Here is a 16,775-nt window from a genome sequence, read left to right on the forward strand (position 1 = left end):
CGCGAGCCTAGCGCGGTGACCCGCCGACGCCGCTACTTCCAGCGGTCGATGAACTCGACCGTCGCGGGGTTCACGACCTCGGGGTGGGTGGCGCTGAGGAAGTGCTGGCCGCCGTCGACGACGCGGAGCTCGGCGTGGGCGCTGTCGACGAACAGCTTGATCTCGTCCACGGCGTTCTCCACGGAGTAGACCCGGTCGGCCGTGCCGTGCATCCACAGGACGGGGCACCGGACGCTGTCCAGCCGGCCGTGCAGGCCGTCCCGGTCGCGCAGGTTGATGCTGCTGATCCGGAGCCGCTCGCGCCCGGCGTCGCCGGTGTAGTTCTGCTGGTGGGTCTCGTGCCAGAAGGCGCGCTCGTCGTCCGGGACGTCGTCGCCCATGCCCTCGGCGAGGGTGGCGTCGACGAGCTCGGTCGGGACGACCCAGTCGTCGCCGACGGGCTGGGCGAGGGCGTCGATGGCGGGGGTGCAGAACTCGACGCCGTTCCAGCAGCCCAGCTCGCGGCTGCGCTCGCTCTCGAAGTCCATCGAGGTGCCGAGCGGGACGATGCCCTTGATCCGGTCGGGGGCCAGCATCGCCATGCGGGCGGCGATCCAGCCGCCCTGCGAGGTGCCCAGGACGAACGCGTCGGGGATGCCGAGCGCGTCGAGCACCTGCAGCCCGGCGATGGCGGTGTCCCAGTAGGTGTACTGCCGGTAGGTGGCGCGGGTCTGCCCGTGCCCGTAGGGCTCGATCGCGAGCAGGTTGGCGGTGGCGGAGAGCTGCTCGTCGGCGAACTGCGGCCGGTACAGCTCGACGGAGGTGGTGAAGGAGTTGACCATCACGAGCGTCGGGAGCGACGGGTCGTAGGCCTTGCCGAACCGGTGACCGATGGTCGAGCCACCGAGGTGGGGGATCTGGATCGTCTCCGTGCTGCTCATGGTGTCCCTCACGGTTCTCGGTCGGCGGTCGGGTCATCGTGGCGGCCGGGTCGCTGGGGGTCAATCGTCGGGACGCCGGCGAGCTCGGCGATCGGGGTGGACCAGGCGTGCGGCGCCGTCCAGACGAAGCTGTGCGCGCCGGGGACGCTGCGGAATCGGCCGTCCCTGGCCCGCTCGCTGAGCTCGCGAGCCCAGGCCTCGGTGCAGAGGCGGTCGCGGTCGCCGTGCAGGACGAGCACCGGCTGGGGGACGCGCTCGACGGTGTCCTCGAGTCGGTCGCGGAGGTGGACGGCGAGGGCGTGCCTGACCCGGCGCAGCCCGGCGCGCCGGCGGTCGGGGGTGTGGGCGACGTCGAGCTCCGGCGGCTCGAGTTCGTGGTTGCGGCGCCAGGCGAGCAGGACCCGGCGCATGCTGCGGTAGGCGGGGTCGATGGTCGGGCTGGCGAGGACCAGCGCCCTCACCCGGTCGGGGTCCCGGACGGCGACGTGCGCGGCGACCTGGGTGCCGCTGGAGTGCCCGACGAGGACGACGTCGGTCATCTCACTCGCGGCCAGCCACTCGACGACGGCGTCGGCGTGGTCGGCGACGTCCATGGGCCGCGGCGGGTCGGCGCTGCCGGAGAAGCCGGGCAGCTCGACCAAATGGGCGCGGGTCCAGGTGCCGAGCTCGCGGACGGCGGGCTCCAGGTAGTCGGCCACCGCCAGCCCGTGGACGACGACGACCTCGGGGACGCCCGGCCGCGGGGTGCCGGCCAACCGGCTGCGCATGGCGCCCCAGCGGGTGGCGCGGTGCTGCAGCTCGACGGGCACGGTCTACCGGTCGCGGGTCGGCCGGACGGTCATGGCTCGGACGCTAGCCGCGGGCGGGGTCGCTCGCGCTGCGGGTCGGAGACGCCGCTGGTTGAGTGGCCGGTGGCGGTGAGCGCACGCCGTCCCTCTTCGTTCCGGGAGTTGACGATGGCCAAGAAGAAGACCGCGGCGGAGACGTCGAAGAAGTCGATGGCGCAGGCGCTGGGTGCGGTGGGGGTCGCGTTCGGGGCGATCAGCGTCCTGGCGCCGCGCAAGGTGGCGAACGGCTACGGCGTCCCGGTGACGCCGTCGGGGCTGCAGCTGCAGCGGCTCTTCGGCAGCCGCGCGCTCGTGGTCTCCGCCCTGGCGCTGACCGCGAAGACCGACGAGGAGGTCGACCGCGGGCTGATGGCGGTCGCGGCGATGAACGCGCTCGACACGCTGACCGCGCTGGCGACCGCGGGGAAGGCCGGCGGCCGGACCACCACGCGCGCCGTCGTCAGCTCGCTGGCCTACGGCGCGGCAGCGCTGTGGATCCGCTCGCTGGACGACTGAGGCACCCCGGCGTCCGGCACCTCAGGTCTGGTCGGCCTTCGCGCGGCGATCGGCATGCGTCTCGCCGGCGACCGCGATGTCGGTGGGCGGCACCTCGACGATCCAGGCCCGCACCGTCTCCGGCGGAGCGCCGATGCTGTCGGTCGTGGCCTGGCTGACCGCGGCGAGCAGGTCGCGCTTCTGCTCCTCGGTGCGGCCGGCGATCATGGTGATCTGGATGAAGGGCATGAGGCATCCCTAACCCAGCCGGCCGCGGACGACCACTCGGCGCGGTGCGGTCAGGCCGCGTCGGCCACCGGCGAGAGCAGCCGGCGGGGGAGCTCCAGGGTCGGGTGAACCGCATCGGTGTGGGGCTCCTGCGGCTCGCCGGCCTCCTGCGCCGCCGGGGCGGCTGACTCCAGGGAGCGAGCCAATTCGTCGAGGTGGCGGAGCGCCTCGTCGTAGAGCTCCTGGATGGCGCTGGCCGCCGCCGCGTGCGCCGCTTCCGCAGGACCGACATGTCGACTGGTCATGGCTGCCTCATCGGCGGGCGGCCGGGACTGCATGACCGGTGGTGCCCTACGGGCAGGCGGCGTCCTGCTCCGGGTGGACGATCACCTCCGGGAAGGCTCGCGGCCCCGACGTCGCCACCGTGGATGCGTTCTCGCCGCGGCGACACCGTGCGTCGCACGCGGACGGTGGACGGTCACCGATAGAGGTGCGGTCCGGTGCGGGTCAGACCAACTCGGGGACGCGCAGGTGGTGCAGGACGACGTCGAACTCGGCCACGTCCGTGGCCGACATGCGCAATGCCCGGCGGAACTCGTCGCGGATGTACATGGCTCGCTGGCGGGTCGCCTCCAGGGCGCGGCGGTCGGTGTAGACGGCGGTGAGGGAGTTGTCGCCGGTCTGCCGGTCGAGCATCAGGCTGAGGCTGCAGAAGCCGGGCATCTCGTCCATCCGCGGGATGAGGTCGGTGCGGAAGACGTCGAGGACCTTGTCGATTCTGGCCGGGTCGACGCGGGACCAGGTGACCCGGGCGCAGGAGTTGTCACCCGCGGGGTGCAGCCGGTGCATCGCGGCGATCTCCCACTCGCGCACCTCGGGCGCTTCCGCGCCGAACTGCTCCGTCGCCTGCTCGCGCATCCGGAGGACCGCCTCGCGGGTCGCGGCCATCGCCTCCTCGTTCTCCCAGGCCGTGGTGACGATGCAGCGGCCGGAGTCGCGGTCGCACAGCATCGAGAGCCCGACGTAGCCGTCCATGCCGCTCACGGCGGACATGACGTTGTCGCGGACGTCGGCGATGCCGGCGTCGATGCGGTTCGGGTCGGCGGTGATCGTGGTGGATCGGGCGTGCATGACGCCCTCCCTTCCGGGGACAGGCGCGCGGCGCCCCGACGGCGTCGCCCCAGGTCATAGTGCCCAAGCGCCGACCGCTGTCAACTGGAGCGAGCGCGGGCAGTGTCCTGGCTCGCTTCGAGGATGCCGAGCGCTTGCCCCCTTACCGGTGGCCTTCGTCGACGGCCCGGCCTGCGAGGCGCGGCTGGAGCAGGCGGACAGGTGGTCAGCGCAGTGAACGGCACGCAGTCCGAGCGCCCGGCGCATATCTGTTCGGCTCAGTCGTACCCCGGCAGCCACCGCCGAGCCTCCTCGTCCACGGAAACCGTGGCGCCCAGCGAGCACAGCACGCCCACGAGGCCCGTGGTGACTCGTTGGAGCAGCAGATGGCGAGCGGGGATGCTCAGCCGGCGCTGGGTGCGGGCGGCGCTGGTGAGCGGATCGGAGGCCCGCCTGGTCTGCTCCTGCAGCCAGCTACGCGTGAAGCGGTACTCGGACGCGCGCAGCGGCTCGAGATAGGGATCGAGCAGCGCCATCAGCGCGGCCGGGTCGACCCTGGCCGGCTGCAGCAGGCCGGCGTCGGTGGCGATGCGGTGCAGCGCCGGCGTGTCCCGGTCGCGGCCGGCGGCCAGCAGCGGGCCGAGCCGGGACGGCCAGCCGGTCGGCAGCGGCTCGGTGGCGCCGAAGTCGAGGACGCCGAGCCGTCCGTCGGGCAGCAGCCGGAAGTTGCCGGGGTGGGGGTCGCCGTGGAGCCGGCGGGCGCGGACGGGGGCGGAGAGGAGCAGGCGTACCAGGAGCAGCCCGGCGCGGTCGCGGTCGTCCTGGGTGCCGGTGGCGATCACCTGCGACAGAGGGGTCCCGTCGAGCCAGCGGGTGACCAGCACGACGTCCTCGGCGGCGAGCACCTCGGGAACGGCGATGTCGGGGTCGTCGCGGTAGGCGGCGGCGAAGGCGGTCTGGTTGTCGGCCTCGCGGGCGTAGTCGAGCTCCTCGACAAGGCGGGTCCGCAGCTCGGCGATCAGCTCCCGGGCGTCGAGGCCGGGCATGGCTGTGTGGATCACCGGGGCCAGGGGTTGCAGCATGCCGAGGTCGGCGACCAGCGCCTCGCCGGCGCCCGGGTACTGGATCTTCACCGCGACCGGGGTGCCGTCGGACCAGGTCGCGCGGTGCACCTGGCCGACGCTGGCCGCCGCGACGTGCCGGTCGTCGAAGTCGCGCAGGTGTCGTTCCCAGCCGCCGGGGAAGGCGCGGTCGAGCTGAGCGTGGACCATCGCCGTCGGCATGGGCGGTGCCGCCTCCTGCAGCCGGACCAGTGCCTCGCGGTAGGGGCCGACCAGCTGCTCGGGCAACGCGGCCTCCATCGCCGACATCGCCTGGCCGACCTTCATGGCGCCGCCCTTGAGCTGCCCGAGCGTGGCGAACAGCTGCGCCGCGGTGCGTTGCTGCACCTGCGCTGCGACCGCCTCGGCGGGACGCCCCCCGATCCGCTTTCCCAGCCCGACGGCGGTGCGCCCCGCGTGCGCGGCAGGGAGCGCGGCAAGGCGGGCCATGCGGCCCAGGCGGCTGGGCGGCGGCCGGCCCTCCGTCGGGTCGGGGTCCACGGAGGGACGGTAGCGCCGGGCGGTGGTCCCGGAGCCGCCTCGGCTGCTGAACGCGTCGCGCCGCCGCAGCGGGCTCCGTGTCGACGTGGGCGGACCTTCACGGCAGCATCCGGCGATGTGACCGCTCCTGAACCGCACCGCTTCGTGGCCCACGTCGTCGAGGAGTCGACCAACAAGATCCACGAGGACGACATCGCGCGGCGGTACGGCTTCGCCGGGGCGCTGGTCCCCGGCGTCGAGCTGTTCGCCCGCACGACGACGCCGCTGGTGGCGGCCTGGGGAGCCGAGTGGCTCTCCCGGGGCCGGATCGACCTGCGCTTCCGGCGGCCCACCTACGACGGCGACGAGCTGCTGGTCGACCCGGCGGACGGCCGGCTCACGGTGAGCGGCCCGTCCGGGGAGGTGCGGTGCGTCGGCTCGGCCGGGCTCGGCGCGGACCGCCCTGATCTCGCCGGGTACGCCCCGGTGCCCGCGCCGCGCGAGCTCCTGACCGACCCGGTCGTCGGTCCGATGGGCAGCGTCTCCGAGGCCGGCACCGCGGAGCGCAACGACTGGTACCTGGATGCGATCGGCGAGCCCCTGGAGCTGTACCGGCAGGAGGGCTTGGTCCATCCCGGGCTGCTGCTGCGGCTGGTCAACGAGCTGCTCATGCAGAACGTCGCCCTGGGGCCGTGGATCCACACGTCCAGCGACTGCCGCTTCCTCGGCGCCGCCCGGTTGCCGGTGGAGCTGACCGCGCACGGGCGGGTCACCGACGTGGGCCGGCGTGGACGCCACGACGAGGTCCGCTACGACGCGCTGGTGCTGGCCGGCGACGAGCCGGTGCTGCAGGTGCACCACACCGCGCTCTACCGGCTCGACGCGGCCTGATCCTGGCCGAGGCGCGTCTGCAGGCTGAGGGGCGGGTCACCGGCCGGGTACGCACGCCGTCCGGACGCCCGGTCACCGCGGGGGCGCGCAGCGCTCGCAGGCCCCATGCCGGCGTGTCACGACCTCCGCATGCGTTGACCGGGCCGCCCCGCCGTCGCGACGCTGCTGTCCTCGGATGCGAGGGGGAGGCCATGAGCCGGAGTGACATCGATGCCGGGAACGCCAAGTTCATGAAGGGGGTGGAGACCGGGGACGCCGCGCTGATCGCGTCGGTCTACGCGCCGGACGCCAAGATCATGCCGCCGGGCTCGCCGGTGGTCACCGGCGAGGGGATCGAGCAGTTCTGGGCAGGCGTCCTGGAGATGGGGGTCACCGGCGCCGTCCTGAAGACCGTGTCGCTCGACGAGAGGGACGACCTCGCGGTCGAGGAGGGGCAGTACGAGATGCGTGTGGGTGCCGACGTCGTCGACAACGGCAGCTACGTCGTCGTCCATCGCCGGCAGCCCGACGGTGGGTGGCGCATGGGCCTCGACATCTGGAACTCCGACTCCCCGGCGCAGCAGTCGTAGCGCTCGAGCCGCCCACTGCCGGGGGTCGTCGGAGCTCGCCGAGCGCGGACGGCGCCCGATCCTGCGGATGGTGCGGCGAGGGTCCGTCCGGGTCGGGCACGATGAGCGGCGTGCTGCACACCCACCGCCTCGATCTGGACGATGCGTCGGTGCGCTCCTGGGACGCCGCCGTCCTGGCGAGCGACCCCGAGCAGGGCATCGTGCTGGACCGGTCGGCGTTCTACCCGGGCGGCGGCGGGCAGCCGCCGGACGAAGGCGTGCTGCTGTGGGGCGGGGTGCGCACGCGGATCGTCGGGACCCGCAAGGGCGACGAGCTCTACCTGATCCCCGCTCCGGAGGATCCACTGCCCCCGGTGGGGACCGCGGTCCGCGGGGCGCTGGACGACGAGCGGCGGACGGCGCTGATGCGCACGCACTCGGGGCTGCACGTGCTGTGCGGCGTGGTGTTCCGCGACTTCGGGGCACTGGTGACCGGCGGCAACATGGAGCCGCTGTCGGCACGGATGGACTTCGACCTGGCCGAGGTCCCCGCCGACTTCAAGGACCGGGTGGCTGCCGCGGTGAACGCGGAGATCGAGAAGGACCGGCCGATCCAGGTGTCGGTGCTGCCGCGCGAGGAGGCGTTCGCGATCCCGGACATCATCCGGACGGCGACCAACCTGCTGCCGCCCGGCATCGAGACGGTGCGGATCGTCGACATCGTGGGTCTGGACACCCAGGCGGACGGTGGCACGCACGTCGCTTCGACGTCGATGGTGGGTCGGGTCGAGGTGACCAAGATGGAGAACAAGGGCCGGGGCTTCCGGCGGCTGCGGATCCGGATCGTCTGACGCAGGGCTTCCGCTCGGGTCCGCCGGTGACCCAGACCGCCGCCCTCGGCGCCGTGGTCGCGCCCGTGACCTGTTCTCGCGGGACTGCTACGCCGGCGGCGCCGGGGGGAGGGCGACGCCGCGGCACTCGCGCAGGTAGGTGCCCCAGTCCCAGCGGGCCAGGAACTCGCGCGCGGCCCGTTCGCCGGACGCGATCAGCCGGGCCCGCTCGACGGCGTCGATGTCGAACTCCGTGAGGCCGGTGCCGATGGTGCCGATCGAGAAGGCCCGGCGGCGCACGCAGGGGGAGGCCAGGTAGGTGCGGTCCCGCCCCGTCACCGTGGTGGCGACCAGCGAGTCCAGCAGCCGCAGCGGCGGCAACAGGTGCCGGCCGCCGAACACCGAGACGTCCTCGTCGGCGAGCGTGTCACCCACGCCCACGCCGAAGGTCGGCCAGCGCGGTGTGGCCGCGTCGGTGCGGTCGAAGATCTCGATCGGGAAGTTGGACAGCACCCCGCCGTCCACCAGGGTCGACCGCCGCCCCGTGCGCGGGTCCCGCAGGCTCCGGGGGGCGAAGAAGTAGGGGATCGCCAGCGACGCACGGACGGCCTCGGCCACCGGCTGGCGGTCGGGATCCAGGCCGAACTCGCGGTAGTCCCACGGCAGGCGCAGCAGCCGGCCGCGGGTGACGTCGGTCGCCGTCACCACCAGCCGGTAGCGCTGCCACGGTTCCAGCGCGGGGTCGTCGCCGGGGTCCTCGCGGCGCAGGTCCCCGAAGGTGACGATGCCGAGGTCGGCCAGCTCCCGGCGCACCCACTCGGTGATGTAGCGGCCCGGGTGCAGGCCCGACCGGAGCAGCAGCCCGGCCGCCGGCGCCAGCAGGGGCACCGGCGCCCAGGAGTCCGGGATGCGGTCGTACTCCAGCCGGGCCGCCGCCGCCCGGATCCCGTCGGCGGAGAGCCCGGCGGCGAGGAATGCGGCCAGCACGGCGCCCGCCGAGGAGCCGGCGACCCGCTCGAACCGGTACCGGCCCAGCAGCTCGACGGCGGCGCCCGTGAGCGCGATGCCCTTGACGCCGCCGCCCTCGAGCACCAGGTCGGCCGGCAGGGGTTCCGGCGAGGTCATGCCCCACCGTAGGGCCGTCCCCTGGGATTCCCGCTGTACGGCAGGGTGGACAGCGCGGTGCCGCGGTCAGACTCGGCCGCCCCGGCGTGCCGCCAGCATCAATGCGCACGGTGGGACGTCGAGGACGAACCCATTGCGCCTCTGGGGAGCAGGCGGATGCTGCTACTGCCGTGTCCCGGGAGGGGAATGTGGCGCTGAACGGCCCGAGCGGCGTCCGCGCTGCGTCGGTCTGCGCGCTTACGGTCCCGGCCGTGGCTGACGACGCGCAATACGAGTTCACGTCCGTGCAGGCGCTGCGCGGCACCGAGGCCAAGGCGATCGCCAAGTGGGAGAAGGACGGCTGGGAGGTTGATCGCCGGGACCAGGGAGTGCTGCGGACGGAGCTGACCTTCCGTCGCATCAAGCCGAAGACCTTCGGCACGGTCGCCCTTGCGGCCTTCCGCGGCCTGCAGCCGAAGGCGCAGTTGCTCGCCGTGTCGGCCGTCTTGGTCCTGTTGGCCGGCGTCGTTGTCGGCATCGTTCTGGGGACGCAGGGTGGCACCTCGTCCCAGCCTTCGGCGTCGGCGACCGACGCCGAGGTGGGTGCGGACCCCACTCAGGTGCCGGCAGTGCCCAGCTCGGCCGCCCCCACGACTTCCGCCCCCACGACTCCCGTCCCCACAACTTCCGCCACTGACGAGACCCTGACGGTCGAGAACAACGCGGACCTGGCAGCGCTGCTGGCCCTGACCCAACCCAACGCGCCTGCGGTCAGTGAGTTCGCGGCGAAGTACCGGGGCCGGACCATCGAGTTCGACGGGAACATCGCCTACCTGAATCCTCATGGCAGCTACACGACCAGGTACGACCTGCTGATCCTCTCTGGGGACTACAGCAGCGAGGCCGCCTCCCCGGGGCCGAACTTCCAGTTCCGGGACGTCAACATCACGAACGACCTGCAACTCACCGGCCCGAACGTCCCGGACACCATCGGCGTCGGCAACAACCTCCACATCGTCGCCCGCGTCGGCGACTACAACAGCACCCAGGAGCTGTTCCTCCTCGAGCCGGTCCGCACCGAAGTGAGGTGATCGGGTCATTGCGGTGACCAGGGGGTGGGCTCGTCGCCGTCGCCCGACCGGGTGATACGGATCGAAAACGTGTCACTACCGTCCGGTCTGATCTGCACCGAGGCCGCGGACGCTCCACGGCTCAGGGACGACGGAGGATCGATGAAGCAGGTCGACGGCGGGATGCGCTACTCGGCGACGGACCTGCTCACCTGGCACGGCTGCGCGCACGCCTCCCGACTGGACGCGTTGGCGCTCAGCGATGCCGCACTCGCCGCGTGGCTCGCCGCGCGATCGCAGGCGCGTGCGGCGGCGATCGCCTCCGGTGCGGACTTCCCTGAGCCGGCGAACGTCCGTGGTGACGAGCACGAGCGCGCAATGCGGAACCGGCTGGTGGCCTCCGGGCTGGAGGTCGTGGAGATCCCGCGGCCATCCGGGGTGAACGGGCTGATCGAGGCCGCGCGCGCGACCGAGCAGGCGCTGCGCGACGGCGTGGACGTCGTCTACCAGGCCGCGCTGTTCGATGAGCCGTGGTTCGGCTACGCCGACTTCCTGGTGCGGGTCGACGGCGTGCCCAGCCGGTTCGGCGACCACGCCTACGAGGTGCGCGACACCAAGCTCGCGCGCAAGCCCTCGGCCAACGCGCTGGTGCAGATGGCCCACTACGGCTCGATGCTGGAGAGCCTGCAGGGCTGCCCTCCGCCGCGGCTGGTCGTCTGGCTGGGCACCGGCGAGGAGTTCACCTGGGCGTACGACGACGCCGTCCCGTACCTGGAGGAGCTGCGGGAGCGGTTCCTCGCCTTCCACCGCGATCCGGTCGAGACGCTGGCCGACCCGGTCGACGCCTGCGGGCTGTGCCGGTGGGCCGAGCGCTGTGAGGACGAGTGGGGCCCCGACGACCTGCGGCACGTGCACCGGCTCTCCCGCCGGCAGCGCGCGCTGCTGAGGGAGTGCGGCATCTCGACGGTGCAGGCGCTGGCGGCGGCGTCGGACGACGACCGGCCGCAGGACATCGGCGTGGTGACCTTCGAGCGGCTGCGCGCCCAGGCGGCGGCACAGGCAGGGGCGGACGACGTCGTGCTCGTGCGGCCCCAGCCGCGGGTCACCGGGATCGCCGGAACGCCGGAGCCGCACCCGCTCGACGTCTACTTCGACCTCGAGGGCGACCCGTACGCCGCGATCCCGACGCTGGACTACCTCTGGGCCTACTGCGACGTCGACGGCGCCTACTTCCACCGCTGGGCGCACGACGTGGAGGGGGAGCGGGCGGCGTGCCGCTGGTTCCTCGACGAGCTGCGCCGCCGGGAGGCGCTCGGCGGCGACTGGCGGGTCTACCACTACAACTCCTACGAGGTCACCTCGCTGGAGCGGATCGCCGCCGCCTGGCCGGATGCCGCGGAGCGCGAGCGCCTGGTCGCCGAGGTCGAGCACTTCGTCGCCACCCGGTTCGACGACCTCTACCGCCGCGTCGAGGCCGGCCTGCGCACCCAGGACGGCAGCACCTCGCTGAAGATCGTGGAGAAGCTGGCCGGCTACGACCGCACCGCTGCGGCGGCCGCGGTCGGCAAGGCCGACGACAGCATCAAGGCCTACGAGGCCTACCTGGCGGTGGAGGACGGCGACGCCCGGGCGGCGCTGCTCGAGGGCATCCGCGCCTACAACGAGCACGACGTGAAGGCGACCCGCGCGGTGCACCTGTGGCTGCGCGCGCTGGCCGCCGATCTCTCCGAGGACGACCTGCTGGACGAGCCGGAGGACGACTACACGCCGCCGGACTCGGTGCTGCAGCGCGCGGCCCGCACCGAGGAGCTGCAGCAGCGGCTGCTTTCCGCGGCTGCGGTGGGGGACCTGCCGTCGGGGTTGTCGGCGGCCGGCACGGGGATGCTGGCCGAGATGCTCGAGTGGCACCGGCGGGAGTTCGTCGTCGCCTACCAGGACTTCCTGCGGCTGCAGGACTGGGCGGCCGACCACGACGGCGCCACCTCCGAGCCGGCGCCCGAGGTGTCGCGGGACTTCGCCGAGCTCAACGGCGCCCCGGTCGAGGAGACGCGGATCCGGCGCGGCACCGAGCACGAGTCGTGCCTGGTCGACGTGGTGCTGGAGAGGGTGCACCCGCCGGTGACCGGACGGAAGAACGAGGCGCTGCTGCGCGAGTGCCGGGCAACTTCGGGAGCGTGGAAGCTGCGGGCCGGCGCCGACGTGGTGGAGGTCGTGCCGGCGGGGCAGGACCGCAAGCCGCTCGCGGTGCGGCTGCTCGACCACGACCCGAAGACCGGCTGGTTCTCCTTCAAGAAGGGGCAGGTGCCGGCCGAGCTCGGGCCGCTGGTCGCGGCGCCGTTCTACGACCCGGACGCCGTGTGGGAGTCGCTCGTGCGGCTGGGAGAGGCGGCGTTGGTGGCCGACCCGCCGGCTGCGGCGGTGACCGGTCTGCGCCTGCTCGACCGCGCCGCTCCGCTGGCGGCGGCGCGGATGGCGCTGCGGGCGGGGGAGGAGGCGGCGGAGCGGGCGCGCCGGCTGCTGGGGGAGATGACCGCCGGGGTGCTGCCCGTGCAGGGTCCGCCCGGCACGGGGAAGACGTGGCTCGCGGCGCGGCTGGTGCTCGACGAGGTGGCGCGGGTGGCGGCGACCGGGGGCTCGGCCGCGATCGGCGTGGTGGCCAACTCGCACAAGGTGATCGACCACCTGCTGGAGGGCGTCGCGGCGCTGGCGGCCGAGCGCGGGCTGGACCTGGCCGTCGGGCACGTCGGGTCGGGTGACCAGGTGACCGGTGCGGGTGTCGCGCCGATCTCCGGTGGGAGCAGGGAGCTGCGGCCGCGGCTGGACGGCCACCGCTCGGCCGGGCGGCCGGCGGTGGTGGGGGCGACCAAGTTCGGGTGGGCCCGGCCCGATCTGGCGGGTGTGCTGCACCTGCTGGTGGTGGACGAGGCCGGCCAGCTGTCGCTGGCCGATGCGGTGGCGGTGGCGCAGGCGTCGCCGCGGGTGGTGGCACTGGGGGACCCGCAGCAGCTGGCGTCGCCGATCCAGGCCAGCCACAGCGAGGCGGTGCGGGTGTCGCTGCTGGAGCACCTGGCGCGGGGGAGGGCGGTGCTGCCGGCGGAGGCCGGGGTGTTCCTCGACGTCTCCCGGCGGATGCACCCGGCGGTATGCGAGGTCGTGGGCGCGCTGGCGTACGACGGCGCGCTGCAGGCGCATGAGACCGCGGCGGCGCGGGACATCTCGGGGCCGGACGTCGTCATCGGCGGCCACCGGATCCCGCTTCGGCCGGGGGTCGTGTGGCTGCCGACCGATGCGGCCGAGGAGGCGCAGGCGGCGCTGGTCGCATCGCTGGTGGGGGAGCTGGTGCGGCGGGCCTCGGTGACGGTCGATGGCTGCGCCCAGCGGCTGACGTTCGACGACGTGCTGGTGGTGGCGCCGCACAACGCCCACGTGAACCGGATCCGGGCGGCGCTGGGCGGCAGCGACCGGGTGGGGACGGTGGACAAGTTCCAGGGGCGCGAGGGGCACGTCGTGGTGTTCGCGCAGGGACGGCCGGCGGAGAAGCCGGGTGACGTGCCGTTCCTCTACGAGATCAACCGGATCAACGTGGCGCTGTCGCGGGCGCGGCTGATGGCGATCGTCGTGGCACACCCGGACGCGGTGTTCCCGCCGGTGTCGCAGCCGGAGCACCTGAAGCTGGCCAGCCGCTTCGCGCGAGCGGTGAGTGCTCGGAAGGCCGTCGTCGACAGCTGAGCCCGGCAACGAGACGAGGTGGTGTGTCTCGCGTTGCCGGTCGTCGTCCGGCGCACCTGCACCGTCACGGCGCACGCCGCTCGCTCGGGGAGGAGGGAAGCAGGCACTCGGCCAGGGCAATCACCGGGCCGTTGGTGCGAAGGTCCTTCTGGCGAGACGAAGTCCGGCCCAGGCCAGGGCAGCCCCGAGGACGGCGCCGATGGTGTTGGCGAGCCAGTCGTTGGTCGAGCACGACCGGCCCAGGCCTGGTGCGAGGGCCTGCAGCAGCTCCACGCCGGCCGACACGGCAATTGCCACCGCGGCGACCAGGACGGGTCGTCGGGTCGCGGTGGCGAGGAGCACGACCGGGGCCAGGAACAGGATGACGTTGGCGACGTCGCCGCGGAAAAAGGTCGGAACGCTCCAGGCCACCTCGCAGAAGGAGAACGCCCTCCGGTCGTCGGGCCAGAGGGTGAGGCCGGCCGCCACCGCGACGGCAGCTGCCGCCAGCCACCGGGGCCGATTGCGGGCGGTTGGCCAGCCACCGGGCGGCCACCGGTGCGCCGATGAGGAGGACGAGGAACGCCGTCGGCTCGAGCCATCGGTGCTCGGCGAGCACGGTGCTGATCACACGCAGGATCCTGACCGTCCGACGACGCCGACGGCGCGATCCCGTGGGACGTCGCGATGCAGCCGGAGCGCCCGGCGCAGATGTGGTCGACGAGGCGTGCGGCGAGTTGAGCGAGGGCGCGCCGTCGTCCGGCTCCCGGGTTCCCGCCCCGTCGGCACCTACGGTCGATCGTGCGTCCTTCCCCGTCTTCCGGCGCGCTTGCGGCAGTACCCGGTCCTCCGCGACCGCGGTTCTGCCGTGCCCGGGTGACGACGCCGCCGACCCGGTGAGGACGTCGAAGTTCGTCGTCCTCGCGTAGGGAGCTGCACAGCGTTGTCCGGTCTGCCGTCCAGCGGGATGCTCCGCGCGATGTCCACCGGCAATCTGCTGGCCGACTGCGAGCGGTGGTGCCGCGAGAACCTGCCGCGCCGGGTCGAGCAGCGCCGGGAGCCGACGCTGCGGGTCGTACCGCCGCTGGCCGAGCCGGCGCCGTCCCGCCGTCAGGTCTTCCGGCCGGGCCCGGGCTGGCCGGGTGTGCCCGTCACGCGCACCGGGGGCTGATCTCCGCGCAGCACGGCGGCGGCGGGCGCCCGGCCCGAGGCCGGCGCGGTCGGTGCCGCGCCGGCCGTCGTCCCTCAGGCCATCTCGGGGACGCGCAGGTGGTGGATTGCCAGCTCGAACTCGGCCACCTCCATGACCTCCGCACCCAGCTGCTGGGTGAACTGTTCACGCATCCCGCGCACGGTCTGGGCGGAGTTCTCCAGAGCCGCACGGTCGTCGTAGGTTGCGGTCAGGACCCCCATGCCGGTCTGCCGGTCGCCCATCATGCTGACGCTGCAGAAGCCCGGGATGTCGTCGAGGCGCGGAATGAGACCGGTGCGGAAGGTCTCGGTGGCCTCGTCCATGCGGGCGGGGTCGCCGCGGGTCCAGGTGACGCGGCAGCAGGCGCCCTCGGGTGCCTGGTGGGCGCGGTGCAGGAGGGAAATCTCCCACTCCTGGACCTCGAAGCTGCCTCCCATCACCTCGGTGGCCCGCTCGCGCATGGGCATGACCGCGTCCCTGCTGGCGCTCATCGACTCCTCGGAGTCCCAGCTGGTGGTGACGATGCACCGGCCGGAGTCGCGGTCGCAGAGCATGGACAGGCCCATGCACCCGGGCATGCTCTGGACGGCGGGCATGATCTCGTCGCGCACGTAGGTGATGCCGTCGTCGATCCGCTGCGGGTCGGCGTGGACGGTGGTGGATCGGGCGTACATGCCGCCCTCCTCTCGGGATGGCGGGCGACGCCCCGGCGGCGTCGCCGCCCTCCCGATGGTGCTCGCGTCGGCGCCCGAGGAACAGGCATCGGGACGCCATGGCGCGGTGCTGGCCGGTCGTGCCCTGTGCCGCTCAGTAGCCCGGGAGCCACCGCCTCAGCTCGGCGTCCACCGCGACGGTGGCGTTCAGCGAGCAGAGGACGCCGACCAGCCCGGCGGCCACCCGCTGCAGGAGCAGGTGGCGCGGGGGGATCGACAGCTTCCGCTGGTGCGCTGGGCGGCGCCGAGCGGGTCGGAGGCTCGCCGGGTCTGCTCCTGCAGCCAGCCGCGGGTGAACGTGTACCGCTCACTGCGCAGCGGCTGCAGGTAGGGGTCGAGGAGCGTGAGCAGGGCGGTTGGTGAGACGTCGTCCGGTCGCAGCAGGTGGGCCGAGGCGGCGATGCGGTGCAGTTCCGCGGCGTCGCCGTCCCGCCCGGCGGCGAGCAGCGGGCCAAACCGGGGCGGCCAGCCGCGCGGCATGGGCTGGTTCGACCCGAAGTCGAGGACGCCGAGCCGGCCGTCGTCCATCAACCGAAAGTTGCCGGGGTGCGGATCCCCGTGCAGCCGCCGGACCCGCGCCGGGCCGGAGGTGAAGAGGTGCACGAGGACCTCGCCGCAGCGGTCGCGGTCGTCCTGGGAGCCGGAGGCGATGACGCGCGACAGGGGAGTGCCGTCGATCCACTCGGTGACCAGCACCTCGCCCTCGACGGCCAGCACTTCGGGCACGAGGACGTCGGGGTCGCCGCGGTAGGCGTCGGCGAAGGCGGGCTGGCCGCGGCTTCGCGGGCGTAGTCGACCTCCTCGACGAACCGTGCGCGCGGTTCGGTGAAGAGCTGGCGGACGTCGAGGTGCGGGGCCGCGGCTTTCACGATCGGGGAGAGCCCCTGCAGCATGCCGAGGTCGGCGACCAGCGCCTCGGCGGCGCCCGGGTACTGGACTTTGACGGCCGCCGGCGTGCCGTCGGACCAGGTGGCGCGGTGCACCTGGCCGATGCTGGCGGCCGCGGCGGGCCGGTCGTCGAAGTCGCGGAAGCGCTCGCGCCAGTGCGGACCGAACGACGCCTCTAGTTGCTCGTGGACGCGGGCGGCCGGCATGGGCGGCGCCGCCTCCTGCAGCCGGACGAGCGTCTCGCGGTAGGGGCCGGCCAGCTGCTCGGGGAGGGCGGCCTCCATGGCGGAGAGCGCCTGGCCCATCTTCATGGCGCCGCCCTTGAGATGGCCGAGGGTGGCGAACAGCTGCTCGGCGGTGCGCTGCTGCACCTGCTCCGCGACGAGTTCGGCGGGGCGGCCACCGAGGCGCTTGCCGAGGCCGAGGGCGGTGCGGCCGGCATAGGCGGCCGGCAGTGCGGCGAGACGGGCCGTCCGGGCGAGGCGGCCCCGCGCCGGCGTCCCCTCGTCCCGACCGGGCATGGCTACCAGGGGAGGGCCTGAGACGTCGCGATGCAGTACGAGCTCCGCGCAGATGCGGTCGATGCGCCGCCCCGCCCATCCGCGTCGGCGGGGTGCCCAACCTTCTGCGCGGTTCCCGAAGACATCGCGCCAATTCGCGGACTGTGTCGT

At 73.5% G+C, this 16,775-nt stretch carries 17 protein-coding genes and 1 pseudogene; 7 read left to right on the forward strand and 11 right to left on the reverse strand.

What is annotated here, in order from left to right:
- Positions 1-32: 32 nt before the first annotated feature.
- Complete coding sequence (locus tag ACI794_RS11545) at positions 33-920, reverse strand: alpha/beta fold hydrolase (protein WP_456603729.1); 888 nt, start codon at positions 918-920, stop codon at positions 33-35.
- 8 nt (positions 921-928) lie between these two features.
- Positions 929-1,729 (reverse strand): alpha/beta fold hydrolase, encoded by an 801-nt coding sequence (locus tag ACI794_RS11550; RefSeq protein WP_456616419.1) that lies wholly within the window; start codon positions 1,727-1,729, stop codon positions 929-931.
- Between the two features lie 147 nt (positions 1,730-1,876).
- On the opposite strand from ACI794_RS11550, the gene ACI794_RS11555 reads away from it, so the two are divergent.
- A complete protein-coding gene (locus tag ACI794_RS11555) occupies positions 1,877-2,263 on the forward strand; it encodes a hypothetical protein (RefSeq protein WP_456579863.1) in 387 nt (128 codons plus the stop codon).
- Positions 2,264-2,284: 21 nt separating this feature from the next.
- Here the strand turns inward: ACI794_RS11555 and ACI794_RS11560 are convergent, their stop codons facing one another.
- The 4 genes from ACI794_RS11560 to ACI794_RS11575 all read right to left on the reverse strand — a co-directional run bounded on the left by ACI794_RS11560 (position 2,285) and on the right by ACI794_RS11575 (position 5,181).
- On the reverse strand, positions 2,285-2,491 hold the full coding sequence (locus tag ACI794_RS11560) for a 2-hydroxymuconate tautomerase (protein ID WP_306001666.1): 207 nt from the start codon (positions 2,489-2,491) through the stop codon (positions 2,285-2,287).
- 50 nt (positions 2,492-2,541) lie between these two features.
- Positions 2,542-2,775, reverse strand: a complete 234-nt coding sequence (locus tag ACI794_RS11565) for a hypothetical protein (protein ID WP_456616420.1) — start codon at positions 2,773-2,775, stop codon at positions 2,542-2,544.
- A 202-nt stretch (positions 2,776-2,977) separates the two neighbouring features.
- The gene (locus ACI794_RS11570) at positions 2,978-3,601 is read right to left on the reverse strand and encodes an antibiotic biosynthesis monooxygenase (protein ID WP_456616421.1); all 624 of its coding nucleotides are present in this window, start codon (positions 3,599-3,601) and stop codon (positions 2,978-2,980) included.
- Between the two features lie 257 nt (positions 3,602-3,858).
- Positions 3,859-5,181, reverse strand: coding sequence for an ABC1 kinase family protein (locus tag ACI794_RS11575; protein WP_456616422.1), 1,323 nt, complete (start codon positions 5,179-5,181; stop codon positions 3,859-3,861).
- 117 nt (positions 5,182-5,298) lie between these two features.
- Between ACI794_RS11575 and ACI794_RS11580 the strand changes: the two genes are divergently transcribed.
- The 3 genes from ACI794_RS11580 to ACI794_RS11590 all read left to right on the forward strand — a co-directional run bounded on the left by ACI794_RS11580 (position 5,299) and on the right by ACI794_RS11590 (position 7,450).
- Positions 5,299-6,051 carry a hypothetical protein gene (locus ACI794_RS11580; protein WP_456616423.1) on the forward strand — a complete coding sequence of 251 codons (753 nt, stop codon included), beginning with the start codon at positions 5,299-5,301 and terminating at the stop codon, positions 6,049-6,051.
- Between the two features lie 191 nt (positions 6,052-6,242).
- Complete coding sequence (locus ACI794_RS11585; RefSeq protein ID WP_456616424.1) at positions 6,243-6,620, forward strand: YybH family protein; 378 nt, start codon at positions 6,243-6,245, stop codon at positions 6,618-6,620.
- A 110-nt stretch (positions 6,621-6,730) separates the two neighbouring features.
- Positions 6,731-7,450, forward strand: coding sequence for an alanyl-tRNA editing protein (locus ACI794_RS11590; protein ID WP_456616425.1), 720 nt, complete (start codon positions 6,731-6,733; stop codon positions 7,448-7,450).
- An 87-nt stretch (positions 7,451-7,537) separates the two neighbouring features.
- Here the strand turns inward: ACI794_RS11590 and ACI794_RS11595 are convergent, their stop codons facing one another.
- Positions 7,538-8,554, reverse strand: coding sequence for a patatin-like phospholipase family protein (locus tag ACI794_RS11595; protein ID WP_456616426.1), 1,017 nt, complete (start codon positions 8,552-8,554; stop codon positions 7,538-7,540).
- Between the two features lie 251 nt (positions 8,555-8,805).
- On the opposite strand from ACI794_RS11595, the gene ACI794_RS11600 reads away from it, so the two are divergent.
- Entirely contained in the window at positions 8,806-9,624 is an 819-nt protein-coding gene (locus ACI794_RS11600; RefSeq protein WP_456616427.1) for a DUF4839 domain-containing protein, read from the forward strand.
- A 141-nt stretch (positions 9,625-9,765) separates the two neighbouring features.
- Entirely contained in the window at positions 9,766-13,332 is a 3,567-nt protein-coding gene (locus tag ACI794_RS11605; RefSeq protein WP_456616428.1) for a TM0106 family RecB-like putative nuclease, read from the forward strand.
- A gap of 120 nt (positions 13,333-13,452) precedes the next feature.
- Here the strand turns inward: ACI794_RS11605 and ACI794_RS11610 are convergent, their stop codons facing one another.
- Complete coding sequence (locus ACI794_RS11610; protein ID WP_456616429.1) at positions 13,453-13,800, reverse strand: VanZ family protein; 348 nt, start codon at positions 13,798-13,800, stop codon at positions 13,453-13,455.
- A gap of 490 nt (positions 13,801-14,290) precedes the next feature.
- Here ACI794_RS11610 and ACI794_RS11615 point away from each other — a divergent pair, with 490 nt between their 5' ends.
- Positions 14,291-14,482, forward strand: a complete 192-nt coding sequence (locus ACI794_RS11615; protein ID WP_456616430.1) for a hypothetical protein — start codon at positions 14,291-14,293, stop codon at positions 14,480-14,482.
- Between the two features lie 74 nt (positions 14,483-14,556).
- Here the strand turns inward: ACI794_RS11615 and ACI794_RS11620 are convergent, their stop codons facing one another.
- The 3 genes and pseudogenes from ACI794_RS11620 to ACI794_RS11630 form a co-directional block, all read right to left on the reverse strand.
- Positions 14,557-15,177 carry a hypothetical protein gene (locus tag ACI794_RS11620; protein ID WP_456616431.1) on the reverse strand — a complete coding sequence of 207 codons (621 nt, stop codon included), beginning with the start codon at positions 15,175-15,177 and terminating at the stop codon, positions 14,557-14,559.
- Positions 15,178-15,363: 186 nt separating this feature from the next.
- Positions 15,364-15,744, reverse strand: a complete 381-nt coding sequence (locus ACI794_RS11625) for a hypothetical protein (protein ID WP_456616506.1) — start codon at positions 15,742-15,744, stop codon at positions 15,364-15,366.
- A gap of 6 nt (positions 15,745-15,750) precedes the next feature.
- A pseudogene (locus ACI794_RS11630) lies at positions 15,751-16,625 on the reverse strand (ABC1 kinase family protein); the annotation flags it as partial.
- Positions 16,626-16,775: the final 150 nt, after the last annotated feature.

Source organism: Blastococcus sp. SYSU DS0541, assembly GCF_054050875.1.